At 54.7% G+C, this 17,910-nt stretch carries 15 protein-coding genes; 6 read left to right on the top strand and 9 right to left on the bottom strand.

The window, feature by feature from the left end; genetic code table 11:
• Nucleotides 1–8: 8 nt before the first annotated feature.
• From VK574_RS00460 to VK574_RS00435, 6 genes are all read right to left on the bottom strand, one after another.
• Nucleotides 9–1,250 (bottom strand): extracellular solute-binding protein, encoded by a 1,242-nt coding sequence (locus tag VK574_RS00460; protein WP_472797795.1) that lies wholly within the window; start codon nucleotides 1,248–1,250, stop codon nucleotides 9–11.
• A 225-nt stretch (nucleotides 1,251–1,475) separates the two neighbouring features.
• Nucleotides 1,476–1,844: a response regulator transcription factor gene (locus VK574_RS00455; protein ID WP_472797794.1), complete on the bottom strand. Its 369-nt coding sequence runs from the start codon at nucleotides 1,842–1,844 to the stop codon at nucleotides 1,476–1,478.
• Nucleotides 1,845–1,898: 54 nt separating this feature from the next.
• Entirely contained in the window at nucleotides 1,899–2,537 is a 639-nt protein-coding gene (locus VK574_RS00450; RefSeq protein WP_472797793.1) for a response regulator transcription factor, read from the bottom strand.
• A 270-nt stretch (nucleotides 2,538–2,807) separates the two neighbouring features.
• On the bottom strand, nucleotides 2,808–3,425 hold the full coding sequence (locus VK574_RS00445) for an RNA polymerase sigma factor (protein ID WP_472798038.1): 618 nt from the start codon (nucleotides 3,423–3,425) through the stop codon (nucleotides 2,808–2,810).
• A gap of 156 nt (nucleotides 3,426–3,581) precedes the next feature.
• The gene (locus tag VK574_RS00440) at nucleotides 3,582–4,136 is read right to left on the bottom strand and encodes an RNA polymerase sigma factor (RefSeq protein ID WP_472797792.1); all 555 of its coding nucleotides are present in this window, start codon (nucleotides 4,134–4,136) and stop codon (nucleotides 3,582–3,584) included.
• A gap of 244 nt (nucleotides 4,137–4,380) precedes the next feature.
• Complete coding sequence (locus VK574_RS00435) at nucleotides 4,381–4,962, bottom strand: winged helix-turn-helix domain-containing protein (protein ID WP_472797791.1); 582 nt, start codon at nucleotides 4,960–4,962, stop codon at nucleotides 4,381–4,383.
• Nucleotides 4,963–5,363: 401 nt separating this feature from the next.
• On the opposite strand from VK574_RS00435, the gene VK574_RS00430 reads away from it, so the two are divergent.
• The 6 genes from VK574_RS00430 to VK574_RS00405 all read left to right on the top strand — a co-directional run bounded on the left by VK574_RS00430 (nucleotide 5,364) and on the right by VK574_RS00405 (nucleotide 14,436).
• Nucleotides 5,364–5,585 carry a hypothetical protein gene (locus VK574_RS00430; RefSeq protein WP_472797790.1) on the top strand — a complete coding sequence of 74 codons (222 nt, stop codon included), beginning with the start codon at nucleotides 5,364–5,366 and terminating at the stop codon, nucleotides 5,583–5,585.
• 241 nt (nucleotides 5,586–5,826) lie between these two features.
• Nucleotides 5,827–7,461 carry a benzoylformate decarboxylase gene (mdlC, locus tag VK574_RS00425; RefSeq protein WP_472797789.1) on the top strand — a complete coding sequence of 545 codons (1,635 nt, stop codon included), beginning with the start codon at nucleotides 5,827–5,829 and terminating at the stop codon, nucleotides 7,459–7,461.
• Nucleotides 7,462–7,498: 37 nt separating this feature from the next.
• The gene (locus VK574_RS00420; protein ID WP_472797788.1) at nucleotides 7,499–8,380 is read left to right on the top strand and encodes a hypothetical protein; all 882 of its coding nucleotides are present in this window, start codon (nucleotides 7,499–7,501) and stop codon (nucleotides 8,378–8,380) included.
• Nucleotides 8,381–8,524: 144 nt separating this feature from the next.
• The gene (gene cyoE / locus VK574_RS00415) at nucleotides 8,525–9,496 is read left to right on the top strand and encodes a heme o synthase (RefSeq protein WP_472797786.1); all 972 of its coding nucleotides are present in this window, start codon (nucleotides 8,525–8,527) and stop codon (nucleotides 9,494–9,496) included.
• Between the two features lie 435 nt (nucleotides 9,497–9,931).
• A complete protein-coding gene (locus tag VK574_RS00410) occupies nucleotides 9,932–11,047 on the top strand; it encodes a LamG domain-containing protein (protein WP_472797785.1) in 1,116 nt (371 codons plus the stop codon).
• 8 nt (nucleotides 11,048–11,055) lie between these two features.
• Entirely contained in the window at nucleotides 11,056–14,436 is a 3,381-nt protein-coding gene (locus tag VK574_RS00405; protein WP_472797784.1) for a sensor histidine kinase, read from the top strand.
• 87 nt (nucleotides 14,437–14,523) lie between these two features.
• On the opposite strand, the gene VK574_RS00400 is transcribed toward VK574_RS00405, so the two are convergent.
• The 3 genes from VK574_RS00400 to VK574_RS00390 all read right to left on the bottom strand — a co-directional run bounded on the left by VK574_RS00400 (nucleotide 14,524) and on the right by VK574_RS00390 (nucleotide 17,884).
• A complete protein-coding gene (locus VK574_RS00400; protein WP_472797783.1) occupies nucleotides 14,524–15,477 on the bottom strand; it encodes a 3-hydroxyacyl-CoA dehydrogenase NAD-binding domain-containing protein in 954 nt (317 codons plus the stop codon).
• Nucleotides 15,478–15,575: 98 nt separating this feature from the next.
• The gene (locus VK574_RS00395; protein WP_472797782.1) at nucleotides 15,576–16,478 is read right to left on the bottom strand and encodes a 3-hydroxyacyl-CoA dehydrogenase; all 903 of its coding nucleotides are present in this window, start codon (nucleotides 16,476–16,478) and stop codon (nucleotides 15,576–15,578) included.
• 26 nt (nucleotides 16,479–16,504) lie between these two features.
• A complete protein-coding gene (locus VK574_RS00390) occupies nucleotides 16,505–17,884 on the bottom strand; it encodes a CoA transferase (protein WP_472797780.1) in 1,380 nt (459 codons plus the stop codon).
• Nucleotides 17,885–17,910 lie beyond the last annotated feature (26 nt).

Below are 17,910 nucleotides of genomic sequence, written 5' to 3'. Positions count from 1 at the left end.
TCTGGGAGCTATTTTACGCGCGATACGTCGATTTCGATTGGTTCAGGCGGACCTTTGGGGAAACCGGTGATGTGCTCGAGTTCTGTCTCCAACGCAGCCGCAGCTTTGGGAGCGCTATTCTTTCCAGTCAGTACGGAATGCACTGCTTTGGCATAGGCCCGCGAGACGTCCTCGTAATTTCTACCTAAAAGCGTTGAAGGACGGCTCACGATGCCGTCACCTGGAGGCTGAGTGGCCGGCATCGATCGCGAGTATGCCTTGAGGATGGTTGGTACGCGGTAGAGCGCAGTCCCTGTGGGCAACTGAGCACTTGTGTTGGCGGCCTCCAGCTCCGCCTCCTTGTGTGAGAGAAATTTCACTAGCGCAACAGCTTCTCGTTGGTGCTTTGTCTTTCCCGATATTCCGAGACCAAACCCGCCAAACGTTCCTACGCCGATCTTCCCTGACGGAACGCTGGTCACACCCATTTTCCCGTATATCGATGATTTCGCCGGGATGGTGAGGAAATAGTCAGAAGTCCAGCCGAGCGAGAATGCTGCTTTGCATGAGTTCTCGAAATAATTGACGGAGTCCACGTCTTCGTACGCAGTAACGCTTGGAGGCGATATCCAACCGATCCAGTGCGCGGCACGTTGCCATGCGCGTATCGCGTTCTCGTTGTTAACGCTGACCGTTCGGTTAGATTCGATAATCCTTCCGCCTCCTTCCGACGCTTGCCATTCCAAGGCCAAACAAGTCAGACCCTCATCTGCTGCCCCTGGCCAGACAAATCCCCAAAAGTTCTTTTCACCAGCTGCGCGCTCACCTTCTTGAATGTGGAAAGCCATTTTCTCTAACTCTGACCAGGTTTGAGGCGGGATGTGATACCCGTACTTTGCCAGCAAGTCAGTTCGGTAATAAAGCACATTGACATGAGGGTGATAGGGAATAGCAAGGACTCTGCCCTTTACCGTATAGGGTGAAACCAGATCGGGCTCCTCGGCAGAGAGCTCCAAACTGAAAAAGGGCTTCAAATCAAGAAGAGCCTCATCCAGAATTCCAGACCAAATGACGTCTATTCCGAACACATCTGGTGTGTCCTTTTCCGCAAGGAGCTCCTGGATCAACATCAATTGTTCCTGAGAAGTTTCCGGTGCGGGAAGGTGCTTTACCCTGGTCCCCGTCTCACTCTCGAACTGCCGCAGAACTGTTTCAGCCAAATGCTGTTGTTGCAACCACCGAGTCCCGGGATCCATGAACAGAATGGTCACGGGTTCCGGCTTGCCACGCTGGCAAGCTGTACAGCAGTCAATGAGGATTGAACCGAGTCCGGCAATCGCGTTTCGGCGAGTAGTGAACATCGACCTTCCTCAAGAGATCATCATGAGATATCGCAGGTCCGGGTCGCAACCGTGTTCTTTAACCCACCGTTGAAGGCCAGGTGCCAACTATATCGGGTTCATTTGTTTGAATCGCAGAGTCGGTCGCCAATCCAGCTAGACACACACTGAACCAATCAGCTCGACCAGGGCATCTCCGTCAACTGGCTTTCTGAAGAAGCCAACAGCCCCTTTCTCCAGATAAAACGCCTCTGACCGTGCCGATGGTTTCCCCGTAATGATGATTATGGGCACAGCACAGTTGCTGCTCTTCAAATATTGCAAAAGGCCGAGACCGCTCATTTGCCGCATCTCGACGTCCGTGACTATGCAACAGGTTCGGGAAAGGGTACCGGATTCCAGAAATTCTTCTGCGGAATTGTAGCTTTCCGTGCAGTATCCAAACGACTTCAACAGATTGACAAGCGATTCGAGAACTCTGAGATCGTCATCTATAACTGCGATCGTATGGCCTTCAACGTTCATCGGAGCCCCCGAGTCTTCCACATTGACTCTACCGAATTTTGCAAAGACACTGTCTTACGTGTTCCCACTAGATGCGCTAGTCGTCTCGAGCTTGAGCTTGCCAGCAAGTTTGACTAATGTTGCAAACGAATCGGCTTCCATCTTTCGCATAATGTGCCCGCGATGGATTTGGACGGTGTATTCAGTGATCCCCAACTCGAAGGCTGCCTGCTTGTTCAGCAAACCTCTCGCCAAAAGTGGAAGGACCTCTCGTTCCCGCGGTGTCAACGATTCATATCGGGCAACTAACCTGGCACGCTCCACAGCCTCTTGGCGGTTCGCGCGATCTTGTCGCAAGGCCCGCTCAACACAAGCGAGGAGCGCCTCTTCATCAACCGGCTTGGTCAGAAAATCAACTGCTCCTCCCTTCATCGCTCTCACGGTTGATGGGATGTCACCTCGCCCGGTGAGAAAGATCACAGGTATAGAAGTCTTTTCCGCAATCAACTTCTGGAGTTCCAAGCCGCCCAATCCGGGCATCTTGAGATCGAGAATGAGACAAGCGCAAGAGTCTCGGCGTGCAAAATCAAGAAAGTCCTGTCCAGATGTAAAGAGCTGCACGCGCTTGCCGTTAGCCCGGAGCAGCGTAGACAAGGCCTCTCCTACGCTAGCCTCATCGTCCACGATATAGACGAGATCATTCGCCGGTTCCATAAATACCTCCTTTGGAACAACCACCTGACGATCTGCGGCCCAGCGGGAACGGTGCACTCTGGACATGCCTTGCGAGGTTCTTTACGTTAGGGATTATACCGGTAAATCCAACCTCAGGACGCGTTTACCTCGGCGGCAGCATTACATAAATATGGAATAGCCACGGAACATCCTTGTGGCGTACGAGACGAGCGCAGCACCCAAATGTAAACCTCAGTTTGGCCTTTACTGAATCCAACCCTTGGCAATCGAAAGATTGGCCGATCGAACTCAATTGTCGGCTTGCGCAATTCCATACCTCGCCAGCGAAGAACGCAACCTCGCTCGACCCCGCAGAAGACGAGACTTGGCAGCGCCCAAAGAAATCTGTTGCGCCTTTGCCGCTTCTTCCAACGAACATTCAGACCCGTAATAGTGGTTGACAACCGAGCGCAGGTTCGGTTTCAGCTTCTTAACTTCTCGTCTCACAACAAGAATGGCTTGCTGTCTGAGATAAGTCCCTTCAGGTCCTGGTGATCGGTCTACGGGCTCCGGGAGTTCCAATCTCTCCGTATCCGGACTGATCGTACTCGCATACACTTCTCTGCGAGTCCTTCGTTTCCGCAAAATCATCAACGCCGAATTCACTCCGATCGTTGTGAGCCAGCTTGAGAATTTGCAGGATCGGCGAAAGGATGTCAAGTGCGTATAGGCTCGCAACAGCGTGTCCTGGAGTGCGTCTTCAGTGTCCTCTTGATTCCGAACGATACTGAATATCTTTTTCTTCGTTACAGTGGAATGCCGCTCACACAGTGTCACAAATGCCCGCTGATCTCCGCGTTGTGCGGCGGTAATCAAATCATCGTCTGAGGCTTCAGAGTGACCACAAACGTAGTTGCCATGGTGCATGATCGCTCCTGACACCGGCTGTGAGTTGGGGAAACTTCCGGCATTCGATTCTGCGTTGGCGGGAGTCTGTTTGAAGGGTATAACCGCCTCGATATATGCCTCATTCGGATTGCAGGAAGTGGTACTCATTTGTTCCTCCGCTTCGGACACGCCGGGCTAACCGATCGCGAAACGTTGTGAAATATTGTTGAGTCCATCGATTTGTCCTACTTGATTGCCAACCCGCTGTCGCGCTTCGTTTATGTCACGAGGCGTCCTGCCTAGCAGCAATGCGCAATCATGCATCGAATAGCGTTCCAGAACACAAATAACGAAAACAAACCGATCAAACTCAGGAAGGTCGAGAATCGATTCGGACTCCGCATTTGCGTTTAGCGAGTCATCTGGCGAGAATGCGATTAACTGGTCGTCTGCATAACGGTTCGCGTTGGCGAATGATTCACGTCCGGGGCCCATGACGAGGCTGATGGCGTTGCGAATAACCATGCGACGTGTCCAGCTGAGTACCCATTGTTTGGAAACCGAACTACTTTCAATGCATTCCTGAAAGGCACGAATCAAGCATCGCTTTGCGACTTCCGAGTTCGCAGTGAGCAATAAGGCAAGCTTTTGCAAAGCTCCTCGTTCCGACGCGAATACGCTGGCAAACTCTTCCTTGCAGGCACATTCGCATCTCTCGCTTACCTGCTTGCCGAACCAACAGATCTTCATCGCATTTGTCCGTATGCCTTCATGGCTGCACCATTTCACTCTCGATTTTTTGCAGAGATGTGACCCTGCCATTGAACACAGGCCGATGCTACCGCTGATTCTGTGTCCAGAGAATTACATGTTCCTGTTAAGCCAATCGGGACAACCACGCCTGCCCTTGCTCCTGGAGGACATCTCTTTAAGAGCGCGCCATCCACTCAGGCACCCCGCTTCAAGAACCTGATCACGTCTCGGCTGATCGGTCCTATGGCAAGAACTTGTATCCCGTTCCATATATCGTGCAAAAGTGCGCTGGCCGTGAGGGATTGGACTCGAGCTTTTGTCGCAGCTTCACAATGACGTTGTCGACGCTTCGAGTGGTGGGGTAGTGTTCATATCCCCACACCTTGTCAAGCAGTTCATCTCGCGAAATCACACGTCGTGCGTGTCGAATTAGATATCTCAGCGTTTTGAACTGAAGCGTTGTAAGTACGACAGGCTCTTTCTTGCGAAAAGCCTCCATCCTCAAAAAATCGACGGTCACATCGCCAAACGCAATGGTGTCTTCGTCAATTTGCCCTTGAGGAGTTCCATCTCCTTTTTCCAGGACCTCAGTCAGCCATCCGTCATCGATATGGGCCAACGATTCCTCTCCCAACAATCTGTGAAGAGAAACCTGATCCCCATCGACACGTGCAGGAATAAAGACCAGGACTGGAATGAATTTTGCCGACCGATGGATTTTCTGCAAAGTCACTGTCGAGGGTGGATACTTCGATTGCATGAAGGGGCTTTCCTCTTTCGATTGCGAGATAGCCCGCGTGACTTGCGCAACCTGACCCTTCATATTCACCTTCCTCGTGACTTGAGCTTCAGGCGTTTTTGGAAATCTATCGGTGGCTATGCTCATGAATCCTCGTCGGGAAAAAGCATCTCCGTTAGAAATCGTAAAGACCGACGCACGCGATTCCAATTACATCTTCCAATTAGATCCACGCCCGAGCCACGCTCATCGCGCCGTGTTACGGAGAGACGTTCTCATTGCTGCATTCACCATTCGACGCAGAAATGTAGGATGCGCACGGCGAGATCCGCCAGTAACAGGAACATGTAATTTTCTAGTGCCTGCTCCAGCGGTAGCATCGCTTTGTACTGAGGTAAGAGGTTCCATTCTGACCGGGGAAAGCAATGTGTCTGATTGCCAATCGCGTCTCAGTCGAACGAACGAAGCCATGGAGGTTCAAGGCCATGTATGGCACTACTGGCGAACACTACGCAATCGACGATAACGTTCTTCCGATCCTCGATTTGAATCCGGAAGTCGAAGTGAGGATCGATATAGAGGAAACAGGGATCAAGCTCTTCATCGGGCCGCGCGAGTACGAATGGCCGCGAGGCTGCCCAGATGTTTGCTCGGTGAGGACGGAGTTCTACAACCCGCTCGATGGACGCCAGAGAGATGGCTCGTAGTGTATCCAGGAGAGTTGCACGGATCAATTGCTGCTCTGACACTATCTGCATTCAGTTTGTGACGCCCTCCAGCGGTAGCACCGCAGATTGGACCAGGTCAGCAAACTCCCGTCTACCGCTCGAAGAGCTCTTGAGCAAAATGCTGATCCTTGTTCAATTAGCTGCGGCTTAAGCTCCTCGATGAGATGAAATGGCGAAGGTACGACCATTGCTTCAACCTACATAACCCTTGGAGTAACTCGTGAATGAAACCAAGAAAGCGCTGACCGTCTACGACGCAACCTACAACCTCTTGAGGAAGCTTGGGCTGACGACGATCTTTGGGAACCCCGGCTCGACGGAGCAGCCGTTTCTTAAAAACTTCCCGCCGGACTTCGAATATGTACTCGCTCTGCAGGAAGCGACCGCCGTGGCTATGGCGGACGGATTTGCTCAAGCTACTGGAAAGCCGGCGCTGCTGAATCTCCATACTTCAGCGGGAACTGGGCACGGCATGGGCAACATCATGACGGCTTATCTGAATAAGACGCCTCTCATCATCACTGCTGGCCAGCAGACGCGTGAGATGATCCTTTGCGATCCACTTCTTACGAACCGCGAGGAGACGACCCTGCCGCGGCCCTGGGTTAAGTGGGCATATCAACCGGCAAGGGCACAAGACGTCCCCGGTGCAATCATGAGGGCCTATACGGTTGCTCTGCAGCCTCCCGCAGGCCCGGTATACGTGTCAATTCCGTTGGATGACTGGGATCAGCCGGCTCTCGGAGACGCGGTCGTTCGAACTGCCAGCTCGCGGTACTCGCCTGACCCTGATCGGCTCGCTCAGTTCGCCGAAAGGATTCGGAAAAGTAAGAACCCTGTGTTGCTCTATGGACCTGAGATTGAGCGCGCAGGCGGTTGGGATGCCGGCATCAAGCTTGCTGAGCGCTTGAGAGCTCCGGTGTATATGACGCCGCTCTCTGAGAAAGCGTCCTTCCCTCAGACTCATCCGCAGTTTCGAGGCATGGCGCCGATCGCGATTGGGCCGCTTAGCAAAAAGCTTCGCGGCCATGACCTCATCATCGTGGTTGGAGCCCAGGTCTTCCGGTACTACCCCTATGTTGCAGGAGACTACCTTCCCGAAGGTGCCGAACTCTTGCAGATCACCAGTGACCCCTACGATGCGGCCGCCGCTATCGTCGGAGACAGCCTGTTAGCAGACGCAAAGCTGGCCCTGGAGGCATTGAATGATGCGATCCCGGAGGTGAAGTCGCGGCCCGCTCCCACGGCACCACACATCGAACGAAAACTTCCATCGCCCCCGAATAGTCCTTTGACGGCGCTTGAGGCATTCGCCGCATTGAGCGAGTTGCGGCCCGCGAATGCCATCCTCGTCAACGAGACAGCTTCTAATTTTGCGGATCTCGCCCAATACTGGCCAATCAACGAGCCCGGTACGTACTACACCTTTGCGAGTGGCGGACTCGGATGGGGAGAACCGGCGGCGGTCGGCGTTGCGATTGCCCAGAAGAAGCTGGGAACTGGGCGCCCGGTCATCGCTGCGATCGGAGATGGATCTCTTCAGTATTCCGTGCAGAGCCTGTATACAGCCGCTCGGCAAAAACTCAAGCTCATCTACATTGTCCCGTGCAATGACGAGTACGCCATTCTCAAAGAGTTTGCGGTGCTTGAAAAGACTCCCAATGTGCCCGCGCTTGATCTGCCCGGACTCGATATCGTCGCAACCGCCAACGCTTTTGGTTGTACCGGAGTGGCCGCTAACACGACAGAGGAAATCAAGGCGGCTTTCAGAACTGCCCTAAGCGCCGACGGGCCCACCGTAATTGCCATTCGCGTCGCGCATCAACTTCGGCCGCTGGTTCCCGACGCGGACTAGCTTCAACTCAATAAAGGCGCTAACGATGTTCAAAAGGATGTTCACGAACGACGCCGGAAGGATCGCACTCTTCGCACTGGTGCTTCTGGCGCCGTGCGTCCAAAACACGGTATTTGGCCAAGCACTCAACATGGACGGCCAGTCAGGCATTTTCCTCCAGCCAGAGGCCGACGTGGTACCGGCACCTCATCATAAATTCGGCGCTCCGACTATCAGCTTTCATGCCGTTGATGCTGGACCGGTCGCCGGGGACTACATAAACGTGGGGGTTGAAGAGGGCTTCGGTAGTTGGTTGGAATTCGGCTACACCCGCAGCAATCACACCGATGGAGGCGATCCAGCAATCAGCCCTCTTTTCAACTTTGAAGGCATGAACATCTTCAACGCCAAGGCAAAGATCATTCCCGCAGGTGCACACAAGTTCAAATACGTACCTGCGGTTTCAATCGGCGGCGTGCTCCGAACAAATGATCCCTTCGTTGTCCAGTTTGTTGAACACAAGAACGCAACAAACGGGGACATCTACGGTGTGGCAACTGAGTTGTTCACCTTCGGAAAGAAATTCGCATTTGTAGGCACTGGCGGTGTCCGCGGCACGAACGCCCAGAAATACGGCTACGGCGGCAACACCGTTGACTGGGAAGCACGGGCCTTTGGCGGTCTCGCTTTTCCAATACCCATCAAGGGAAAAATCGTGGTTGCACCGGCCCTGGAAGTTAACCAGGAGCCTCGTTACATCAAATACATCCCGGGTGCTCATCTTCCGACGGACCTTATCTATGCCGTGAGAGTTTCGCGGTATCCCGACTCCCGGTGGACTTTCGATGTTGGCACGGGCCACTTGGGAGCCACTCTGGAGCCGGGCATCAACATCAAGGTCAATAACGCAATCGCAATCGCGGCCGACTTTCGACTCTAGAAACGGCCGATCAGGAGGAGCTGTGACATTCGCGCGAAGATAGGATGCTCAGCCCCAATTACCAGGGAAATGCGGCTCATCCTGGTCCCGCCGTTATCGACGCCGTTCGGAAAGTGACGATCAAGACAAAGCAAGGGAGCACTCATGTTAGAAACACAGGCCGAGGTGGAATTCACTCACGATGACAGAGACCCCGGTCTGACGGCAAGTCCGCAATTCGCGGGCAAAGCACTCGCGTATGCTACGTGCCTTCACTCCAAAATCTTGGACTGCTGGACGCTCACCAAACCGGAAGTCAATTTCCTGATCGCTCTGACGACCTTTACCGGATTCTATTTGGGCCATGCACATCGACCGGGCCATTTTCCCTTCGACCTTTTGGCACGCACGCTCCTCGGGACATTTCTTGTAGCAAGCGGCACCGGAGCACTGAATCAGTACATCGAACGGCGCTTCGACGCACAGATGCGGCGCACCGCACGCCGTCCGCTCGCTGCAGGCCGTCTAAGGGCCTCCAGCGGCCTTGCGCTCGGGATCGTCTTTGCCTCGCTAGGGAGTCTCTTCCTGGCGCTTAGGGTGAATTTACTTGCCAGTGTACTTGCACTGTTCACCCTCTCTTCGTATCTTTTGATTTACACTCCCCTCAAACGAAAGTCGCCGGCTTGCACAGTGATTGGGGCGATCCCCGGCGCAATGCCTCCATTGATCGGCTGGACAGCCGCGTCGGGGCATTTGAACTCCGACGCGTGGCTACTCTTCGGCATTCTGTTTTTCTGGCAATTCCCTCACTTCATGGCAATTGCATGGATGTACCGCGACGACTACCAGCGAGCCGGTTATCACGTATTGCCAATGTCAGGTAGGCATAGTTCATTCATCAATTGGATGACCGTCCTGCCGCTGCTTGTTCTTATCCCGTTAAGCCTGTTCCCTGCATTTTCCGGACACACTGATGCAATCTACGCCTTGGGAACTCTCCTCGCGGGAGCTGTCTTTCTCTATCGCGGATCTGTCCTCGCTTTGCAAAAGTCGAATCGACACGCAAGACAATTGCTCCTTGCATCTATAGCGTATCTCCCTGTCGTGTTTGCTCTATTAATCGCAACTAGCAAGTAGCGTGATTTACAGCGCGCCCCTTTCTCAAAGGCGCCGATTCCGGATTCACGTCGTTGCGCAACCGTTCCGGATTCTGCGCTTGTAGAGCGCTGGACTCGGGAAGTTGTTTCAGGGCGGCGACTGTTGCGGAGGACGAAGAGCGACTCGGCCGAATCTGGCCAGCGCGTATTCTACTGGGGCGAAAAAACAGATCGCTATTACATATTCCCAGTAGTACAAAAACGGTAAAAGACGAGGGCCACTCGCGTACAGTGCGGTACGATTTAGCATCAAGCACTCTGCCGGGTGCCGCTCCCCTTGCGCACCGGCCATCTATCGTGGGGTTAGATGCAACGGCGACTGTTGGTCCCAGTTTTCTTGCGGCGATCGCTGCCGATGGTTTTCTGCGTTGCGCAGCAGCCCTCGCCGCCTTACCTTGGATCGTAAGGGAGATCGATGATGTCGCGCCCGCACATAGCCGCACATACCGCAGCGCTATCAGTCCTGCTGGTGTACTTTGTGCTCACCGGATGCCACTCTTCGACAAGAACTTCTGCTCCTACAGTTGCTTTCAGCAAGGTTGCCGCCGCCTATCAAGAGGGTCCCTACAAGACAGACATAACCGAGAGTGACTACAAGACAGACATAATTGATGGTCGTGTCACAGGGCCTCGACCCGGACAGCGAATCGTGTTGTACGCAAAGACAGATGGACGATGGGGCGTGTGCCGGCAATCAGCTCAGCCGTTTACCAATATCGAAGCTGACGGCCGGTGGAAAGCTTCAGTCCACCTGGGATTACAATATGCCGCTCTGTTGGTTGATCCAACCTACAATCCGCCTGAACAAACTGAATCGTTGCCGGTCGTCGGCAACGGCGTGGTGGCGCTGGCAGTCGTTAACGGGGAAGGTCCAGCGCCGGTACTCCCGACGCCGAAGATACTGAATTTTAGCGGTTACGAGTGGACAACGAGTGCTGGGCCGATTTTTCACGCTGGATCAAGAAACTTTTTCGACCCTGCGGACGTTTGGACGGACGAAGGAGGTGCACTGCATCTTCGCATTTCGGGAAGCACGGGAAAGTGGGCCGCGGCGGAGGTGAAGCTCACGCGCAGCCTGGGATACGGAACCTATAGGTTCCAGCTGCGCGATGTCTCTCATCTCGAACCTTCTGCTCTTCTAACCCTGATCGCCTGGGACGGCGTTGGCGCAGAGAGCGCCCGGCGCGAGTTGGACGTTGAGCTTGGTCGTTGGGGACACCTCGAGAATACCAACGTGAATTATGTCGTCCAACCCTACTACGTTCCAGCTAACTCTGTTGCCTTTCGGGCGCCGCCGGGTGCCTGCACACACTCCTTCCGCTGGGAACCGGGGAAAGTCACGTTTTCGACGGTAACAGGATCGGGCAGTTCAGGCGGCGGCCGTGTCATTAACCAGCATGTGTTCACCTCCGGTGTGCCTTCGCCCGGGGGAGAATCAGTACGCATCGCTTTGTATGTATTTCTTCAAGGCCCAATACCCCTGCAAAACGAAAATGAAGTCATAATCGACAAATTCGAGTACCTCCCGTGATTTGCCGGTTGAAGCAAACTCGATGGACTCTTATTGGGATCGTGCTAGCGGGCCTTGTCACCGATGCACCTGCACTCGATCCCAACCGTCTGCCTTCGCAGTACGTCCGCGAACAATGGACGGCAGAAACCGGATTTCCCGGCGGCGCTGTCAATGGCATCGCGCAGACGGCAGATGGATACCTCTGGGTTGGAACTGACAGAGGTCTGATACGTTTCGACGGATTTAATTTCAGACCTGTCTCTCTTGCTCCCATCGCCACCGCTTCAAACGTTCCAATAGTGCAACTGCTTACGGATGCCGGCGGAAAACTGTGGGTCCGTCCACAGGGAGCCTTTCTCATACGTCAAAAGAATCGCAAGTTTGAGAGTGTCCCATACGACTTACCCGCGATCACCGCCCTGTCAATTGATAACCATGGCGGAGTACTGGTTTCGGGCATCGGGCAGGGCACTTTCCGCTTCACCGCAGACGACGTTCATAAATTGGGCCCCACTTCACCGCCAGCAATCTCCATGGCCGAAACAGCCGATGGCAAGGTTTGGCTGGGGACACTCGGCGATGGCCTCTTCTTTCTTACGGGCGGGCGAGCTACCAACGTGAACGCAGGGTTGCCCGACCGAAAGATCAATTCTCTGCTGCCGATCGGTGAAGAGTTGTGGGTCGGCACCGACAAAGGGTTGTATCACGGGAACGGCACAGGCTTTCGTCGGTTCGAATTGCCGTCGTTCCTCGGTAATGTCCAGGTTTTGAGCATCTTGCGCGATCATGACTCGAATATCTGGGTGGGTACGACGCGCGGGTTGCTGCGCATCAACGCGAAAGGCATTTCGTTCTCCGAAGAAAATGAGCTTCGCGGAGACGGCGGGATTAACGTTCTGTTCGAGGACCGCGAAGGGACTCTCTGGATTGGAGGAGGGCGAGGGCTGGGCCGCATTCGAGACAGTGCGTTCGTAACTTATTCATCTGTTAGCGATCGTCGTTTCGAACACAACGGCCCTGTATATGTCGACCCGGAGGGCCGCACCTGGTTGGCTCCTACTCAAGGTGGGCTGTACGTTCTCCAGAGTGGCCACGTTCAGCCCGTTACGTCGATTCCATCAAATGAGGTCGTCTATTCCATCAGTGGACGGGCAGATGTGGTGTGGGTCGGACGTCAACGTGGGGGACTGACCCGTCTACGATTTCGCAACGGTAAGATAGCGAGCCAGAGTTATACAGAGGCAAACGGACTGGCACAAAACAGTACATATGCTGTCTATGAGAGCGGCGATGGCTCAGTGTGGGCCGGCACGCTAAATGGCGGCGTCAGCAAATTCAAAGATGGGCACTTCACCACCTACACGACGACCGATGGTCTCGCTTCGAATTCCGTCTCGTCCGTCCTTGAAACCCGCGATGGTGCAATGTGGTTTGCCACACCTGACGGCCTGAGTTCCTTTTCAAACGGCCAATGGAGAACCTATACAACGGTAGAGGGTTTGCCTTCGTCAGAGGTGAACTGCCTTTTCGAGGATTCATCTGGAACCCTCTGGAGTGGAACTTCTGCTGGTCTTGCCTTTTTCGTCTCCAACCGATTTCAAGTTCCTCATGAATCGCCCGACGTTTTGCGCCAACAAATAGTCGGAATGGCGGAGGACAAAAGCGGAAGGTTTTGGATCGCGACCTCAGATCATGTTTTGCGCGTTCCGCGCGGCAAACTGCTAAGCGGTGTTGTGAAGGCAGTCGATGTTCACGAGTACGACCAGGCCGATGGTCTCGATAGCACTGATGGATTAAACCGGAGCCGGTCAGTGGTCTCTGATTCAGCGGGCAGGATCTGGTTTTCACTCAGGAGCGGCTTGTCGGTTGTTGATCCATCCCAGATAAATGACAATTCAGTTCCCGCGCTGCCTCACATCGAGGCGATCAGCGCCGATGATAACTCCGTAGACCTCGCTGGCACCGTTCGAATTCCTCCATCCCCAAGACGAATCACATTTGAGTACACGGGGCTCAGCCTCGCAGCTCCCGGGCGGATTCGCTTTCGATATTTTCTTGAAAATTTCGACCGTAGCTGGAGCCAGCCAGTTGCAGCGCGAGAAGCCGTTTACACGAACCTTGGGCCTGGTTCCTATCGATTTCGGTTGGTTGCCAGTAACAGTGAGGGATTATGGAACGGGCCAGAATCTGTGATCGCGTTTAGCGTCGCCCCGGCCTACTATCAAACTTACTGGTTCCGATTGTTGTGCGTAGGTGCGTTTCTGACAGTCCTTTCGGGGCTGTATCTACTCCGAGTGCAACAATTGCGCCGGGAGGAACAAAAACTTCGCGAAGCCGTTGAGACCATTCCGGCGATGTCGTGGATCTCTGGACCCCGTGGGGCCCTTCAATTTTTGAATCGACGCTGGGTTGAGTACACCGGCTTGTCGCAGATGGAAGCGGAGGGAGTCAGGAAAGTTGCAGTTCATCCCGACGATCTGGATCGAATTGAGCGAAGAATGGACGCGAGCTTTGCCAGTGGCGAGCCGTTCGAGGAGGAGATGCGCATCCGACGGACCGACGGGGAGTATCGGTGGTTTTTGAGCCGCGCCGTGCCGCTGCGGGACAAGCGAGGCAAGGTCGTGAAATGGTATGGCGTGGCGACCGACATTCAGGATCGCAAGCGAGCGGAAGAGCTGCAGGCAGAACTTGCGCACATGAATCGGGTCAGCACGATGGGAGAACTGGTCGCCTCTATCTCGCACGAACTCGCACAGCCCATCACCGCGACAACCAATAATGCCAAGGCGTCTTTGCGATGGCTTCAGCGCGACCCGCCCGATCTGACGCAAGTTCGCAAAGGGACAGAAAGCATCATCGAAGCGGGCACCTTTGCCACGGAAATCATCAACCGTCTTCGATCGCTTTACAAGAAGGCCCCTCCCAAGCGGGAGTTGGTCGCGATAAATGAGGTCGTCGGCGAAATGGTCCTGCTGCTGCGGGGCGAAGCCAACGAGCATGCTGTTTCTATCCGTACAGACCTTGCCGCCGATCTTCCCAAAATCACGGCGGACCGGGTGCAACTTCAGCAGGTATTGATGAACCTGATGCTGAATGGCATCGAGGCGATGAAGGAGACTGGCGGAGTGCTCACGGTCAAGTCGCAGTTGCCTGAGGACGGCCAAGTCGAGATCTCTGTGAATGACACAGGCCCCGGGCTGCCATTGGGCAAGGCCGACGAGATATTTGACGCATTCTTTACGACGAAGCCCCAAGGCAGCGGCATGGGCCTGGCAATCAGTAAGTCGATCGTCGAATTGCAAGGCGGCCGGATTTGGACCGACGGCGACCGCGGGCGGGGAGCGACGTTCCACTTCTCCCTGCCAGCGGTTCCCGCGGAAACAAACCCTCCCGTGGGTGCCGCGTGATTCGGCATTTTGGAGAGTCGACAGCAGATCGGCACCCCCATCGCAACCCAGGTTCGAGCTGCGATGGCGGTGCTTCAGCTCACGCACTTAGTACGGCAGCCTTTTGTCTGCAGCCTTTGCCTTGAGGGTCTGTAACAAGACGTTGTCCCGCGCAGCTGCAATATCGCTGGCTGGGTGCATTTTGAGAATCTCGTTGATTCCAGCTTCGGCCTTCTCAGCCATCTGCGGAGTTATGTGCTCGATGCGACCGAGATCCGCCCACCAACCTTCCATCGCTGGGCCGAGATGCTCCAAAAGATGTTTGATTCCTGCGTCTCCACCGCCCAGGTTTGCGTTCATGAACTGCCCGAGGATCGCCCATCGCAGCCCTGGACCGTGCGCCATAGCGATATCGATGTCGGTCAGGCTAGCCGCATCTTGATCCAGCAAATACAGCACCTCACGGAACACCGCGGCCTGAATCCGGTTCGCAATATGACCTTTCATTTCCTTCTTCATGCGAATCGGCTTCTTGCCGATCTGTGCATAGAATTGGACAGCGCGTGTAACGTTCTCAGCCGATGTCAGCTTGCCTCCGACGACTTCGACCAGAGGGACGACGTGTGGTGGGTTGAAAGGATGTCCGAGCACGATACGCGCCGGGTTGGTCGCTTCTGTTTGGAAATTCGAAACAGGAATGCCCGAAGAACTGCTCGCAATGATGACGTTGGGGCCAATAGCGTCAGAAATTTCTTTGAAGAGCTTGAGCTTGAGATCTAGCCGCTCTGGGCCGTTTTCCTGGACAAAGTCGACGCCTCTCAGAGACTCCTTCAGATCCGTGGAAAACCTCAGGTTGTTTTTATCGGCGCCTTCCTCCAGACCCATCGCCTCCAGCAGCGTCCATGCGTTATCGATATACGCGCGCAACTTCCCCTCGGCGCCGGCCACGGGATCGGTTGCGTGCACTGCAAATCCTTTCGCGAGATAGTAAGCTGCCCAACTCATTCCGATCAGCCCACATCCCACGATACCGACTGTTTTCACATTGAGATCATTCTTCATATTCTCCTCGATTGGATGTTGAATACGCGCATTTCATCCGGATTCCATCACGGCTTGAAGGTCGCGGTTAAGAAGACCAGAGAGACGAGCCTCGCCGCTCAGGCAACGTAGGCAATTCCTGTTAAGACACCCAACTTTGCGATGGTGGTGAATTGCGCTTTGGCTTCGAGCGGGGCTACGCGCACTTCTCCTCCGAGTTCTGTAGTAAATGCACGCTGATTGGCGTGATCGATTGCAAGCCCAATACCTTCCTGCATTCCAGTCGCGAGTACCTCATGGTTTTCCAGTTGCCTGGTACCAATACGGGCTCGGTTCAGCGAGTTGCCGCCATCGAGGTTGCCTCGGTCAGTCCAGTAGAGAACGTTGTTCTTGGTGTCGATTTCGAGATCGATCGGTTCAGGCAAGTGATCGATCAGCAGTTCGATATCCGTGCGATTCTCGGGCTGCTGATCCGCCGGAATCTCAAGGCCGGCTCGGAAGATGCGCCCCTTTCCACCATCCGGTGGACCCTTTTGTGTCCAATAGATGTAGCGGTTGACCGGATCAACGGCAATGCCGACGCAGTGGCGCATCACGTCGTGCGAATCCCCAGGAAACACACCGTTGCGAACGAGAACAGTCACATTCGAACCGTCGAGGTTCGAGCGCATGACACGCATGCCCTCGCGATCGCACCAATACAACAATCCAGCGCCGAAGTCGGCGGCTGCCTGCTTGGGCGTCACTGTGAGACCATGACCGACCAACATACGACGATTGGCACCGCTGAGCCCGATGCACTCGATCGATCCGTCAGCCTGGAAGAATTCGCCTTCATGTGGACCGATGGCCGGTCCCATGTTCGTCCAGTACAACGTCTTCGTCAACTTGTCGATAACGATTCCGTCCACGTTGTCGAGCAGGTTTCCAAGCAGGGTGCGGCGATTGCCACCATCGGGATCCATCTCGATGATTTCGCCGCCAGGTCGGTACTGGAGAATGTAGAGTTTTCCGGAGCTCATGTTGTCCTCTCTTCTTCAACGTGGAATCAAAGCCACTCAGGTTTGTTCGATCCTCGCGGAACCATCACAGTCCGATAGGACCCGGGAGACTTGGACAGGTATACCTGCTCGTCGAGGCCCTGATAAGTGCCGAGAGGCGTCTCTGCGGTGAACAGATCCGGGGCGACATTTCTGTGCTCTTCAGAAGACCCGGCCGTCGACTGAGCGTAGGCCCTGTCGAAGATGCCGAGCGCGAGTTGCCAGAGCACAGTGCGTGTGAGGGAGACAACGACCTTGTAGCTTCCTCCCTCCACCGCTCGCCTGCGCAGCGCTGCCAGAACGCCCACAGTGCCGAGCCAACCCACAACGTTGTCGCAGATGGGTACAATAGGGGGCTGCTTCGGACTGGTGAGCGACCCTTCGAGAGCAAAGAGACCCGATACCGTTGCACCAATCTCATCAAAGCCGGGCCGATTCGACCACGGCCCTCTTTCTCCGTGAAGAACGACGGTAGCGTGAATCAGTCCTGGCTTTCTTGCACCTAACTCTTCCGCATCCAGTCCGTGCGATTTCAAATATCCCGGGCGCTTGTTTGCGAAGAAGATGTCGGCATCCTTGAGTAGCGCATCGAACTTGACGCGATCTTCCTTAAAGGAGTCCAGAATGGTCGAGCGCATGCCAACCTGAACGTCCCAGAAAAAGGCCTCTACCTCGGTGTCGTTGGGCCTCCAGACATTCAGGACGTCGGCACCATAGAAGGCCAGGTCTCGCCCAATTGCAGCGCCGGCAATTACATGACCCATTCCGAGGGCACGGATTCCGTCGAGTGGAGCTCTGGCATCTGGCTTAAAAGGAATCGGCTCACTTTCACCGATTTTCTCGATGGATATTAGCGGCATCTTTGCGAGCACTTCGGTGTACTGCAACTCTTCGCGCAACTCTTCAAACGTACGGACTTTGGCAAGGACTAGTCCCTCTTCGGCAGCAGCCGCCTCCAGGTCATCTGCACGCCACTGCAGAATCGAATTCTGGAGCGACTCGAGGCTGTCACTGCATCGGAAGAAGTTGAGTGCACGTTGATGCAGCTTAGGGTAGAAGTTCAGAGTCACGACATGCCGGCCATCGCGTGTTTCACGGAAGAGTGGAAATTCAAAGAAGGGATTTTTGTCGAAGAAACCCATCGCGGGAGAGCGCCCGTTTACGGTCTCCCAAATCCCTTCGAAGAAGCCGCCGAAGCGTCGAAAGGCTCTGCGAACGTCGACATGAATATCCTGGCCCTCTCCAGTTCGGTCTCTCCATACCGCAGCGGCCGCAATGGTTTTGGCGGCGAGGCCTATGCCTGCCATCGTTGCAAACCGGATCCGGCTGGGAACAATCGGATCCTGGCCATAGAAAGTTAGTTGCCCGCCACAGTCCGCAGCTGACATTCCAACGTCTGCCAAGACTTGATTCA

The organism is Occallatibacter sp. (assembly GCF_035317045.1).
GTDB lineage: Bacteria > Acidobacteriota > Terriglobia > Terriglobales > Acidobacteriaceae > Telmatobacter.
Note: the sequence above shows the minus strand (reverse complement) of the source record. Positions and strands in the feature narration are given on the sequence as shown.

Excerpts from the sequence above, each read along its gene's own strand:
- VK574_RS00455 (WP_472797794.1), bottom strand. The coding sequence starts at position 1,844 with ATGAACGTTGAAGGCCATACGATCGCAGTTATAGATGACGATCTCAGA.
- VK574_RS00410 (WP_472797785.1), top strand. The coding sequence starts at position 9,932 with ATGATGTCGCGCCCGCACATAGCCGCACATACCGCAGCGCTATCAGTC.
- cyoE (WP_472797786.1), top strand. The coding sequence starts at position 8,525 with ATGTTAGAAACACAGGCCGAGGTGGAATTCACTCACGATGACAGAGAC.
- VK574_RS00390 (WP_472797780.1), bottom strand. The coding sequence starts at position 17,884 with ATGTCAGCTGCGGACTGTGGCGGGCAACTAACTTTCTATGGCCAGGAT.
- VK574_RS00395 (WP_472797782.1), bottom strand. The coding sequence starts at position 16,478 with ATGAGCTCCGGAAAACTCTACATTCTCCAGTACCGACCTGGCGGCGAA.
- VK574_RS00440 (WP_472797792.1), bottom strand. The coding sequence starts at position 4,136 with ATGAAGATCTGTTGGTTCGGCAAGCAGGTAAGCGAGAGATGCGAATGT.
- VK574_RS00400 (WP_472797783.1), bottom strand. The coding sequence starts at position 15,477 with ATGAAGAATGATCTCAATGTGAAAACAGTCGGTATCGTGGGATGTGGG.
- VK574_RS00420 (WP_472797788.1), top strand. The coding sequence starts at position 7,499 with ATGTTCACGAACGACGCCGGAAGGATCGCACTCTTCGCACTGGTGCTT.
- VK574_RS00450 (WP_472797793.1), bottom strand. The coding sequence starts at position 2,537 with ATGGAACCGGCGAATGATCTCGTCTATATCGTGGACGATGAGGCTAGC.
- VK574_RS00435 (WP_472797791.1), bottom strand. The coding sequence starts at position 4,962 with ATGAAGGGTCAGGTTGCGCAAGTCACGCGGGCTATCTCGCAATCGAAA.
- VK574_RS00445 (WP_472798038.1), bottom strand. The coding sequence starts at position 3,425 with ATGCACCATGGCAACTACGTTTGTGGTCACTCTGAAGCCTCAGACGAT.
- VK574_RS00430 (WP_472797790.1), top strand. The coding sequence starts at position 5,364 with ATGTATGGCACTACTGGCGAACACTACGCAATCGACGATAACGTTCTT.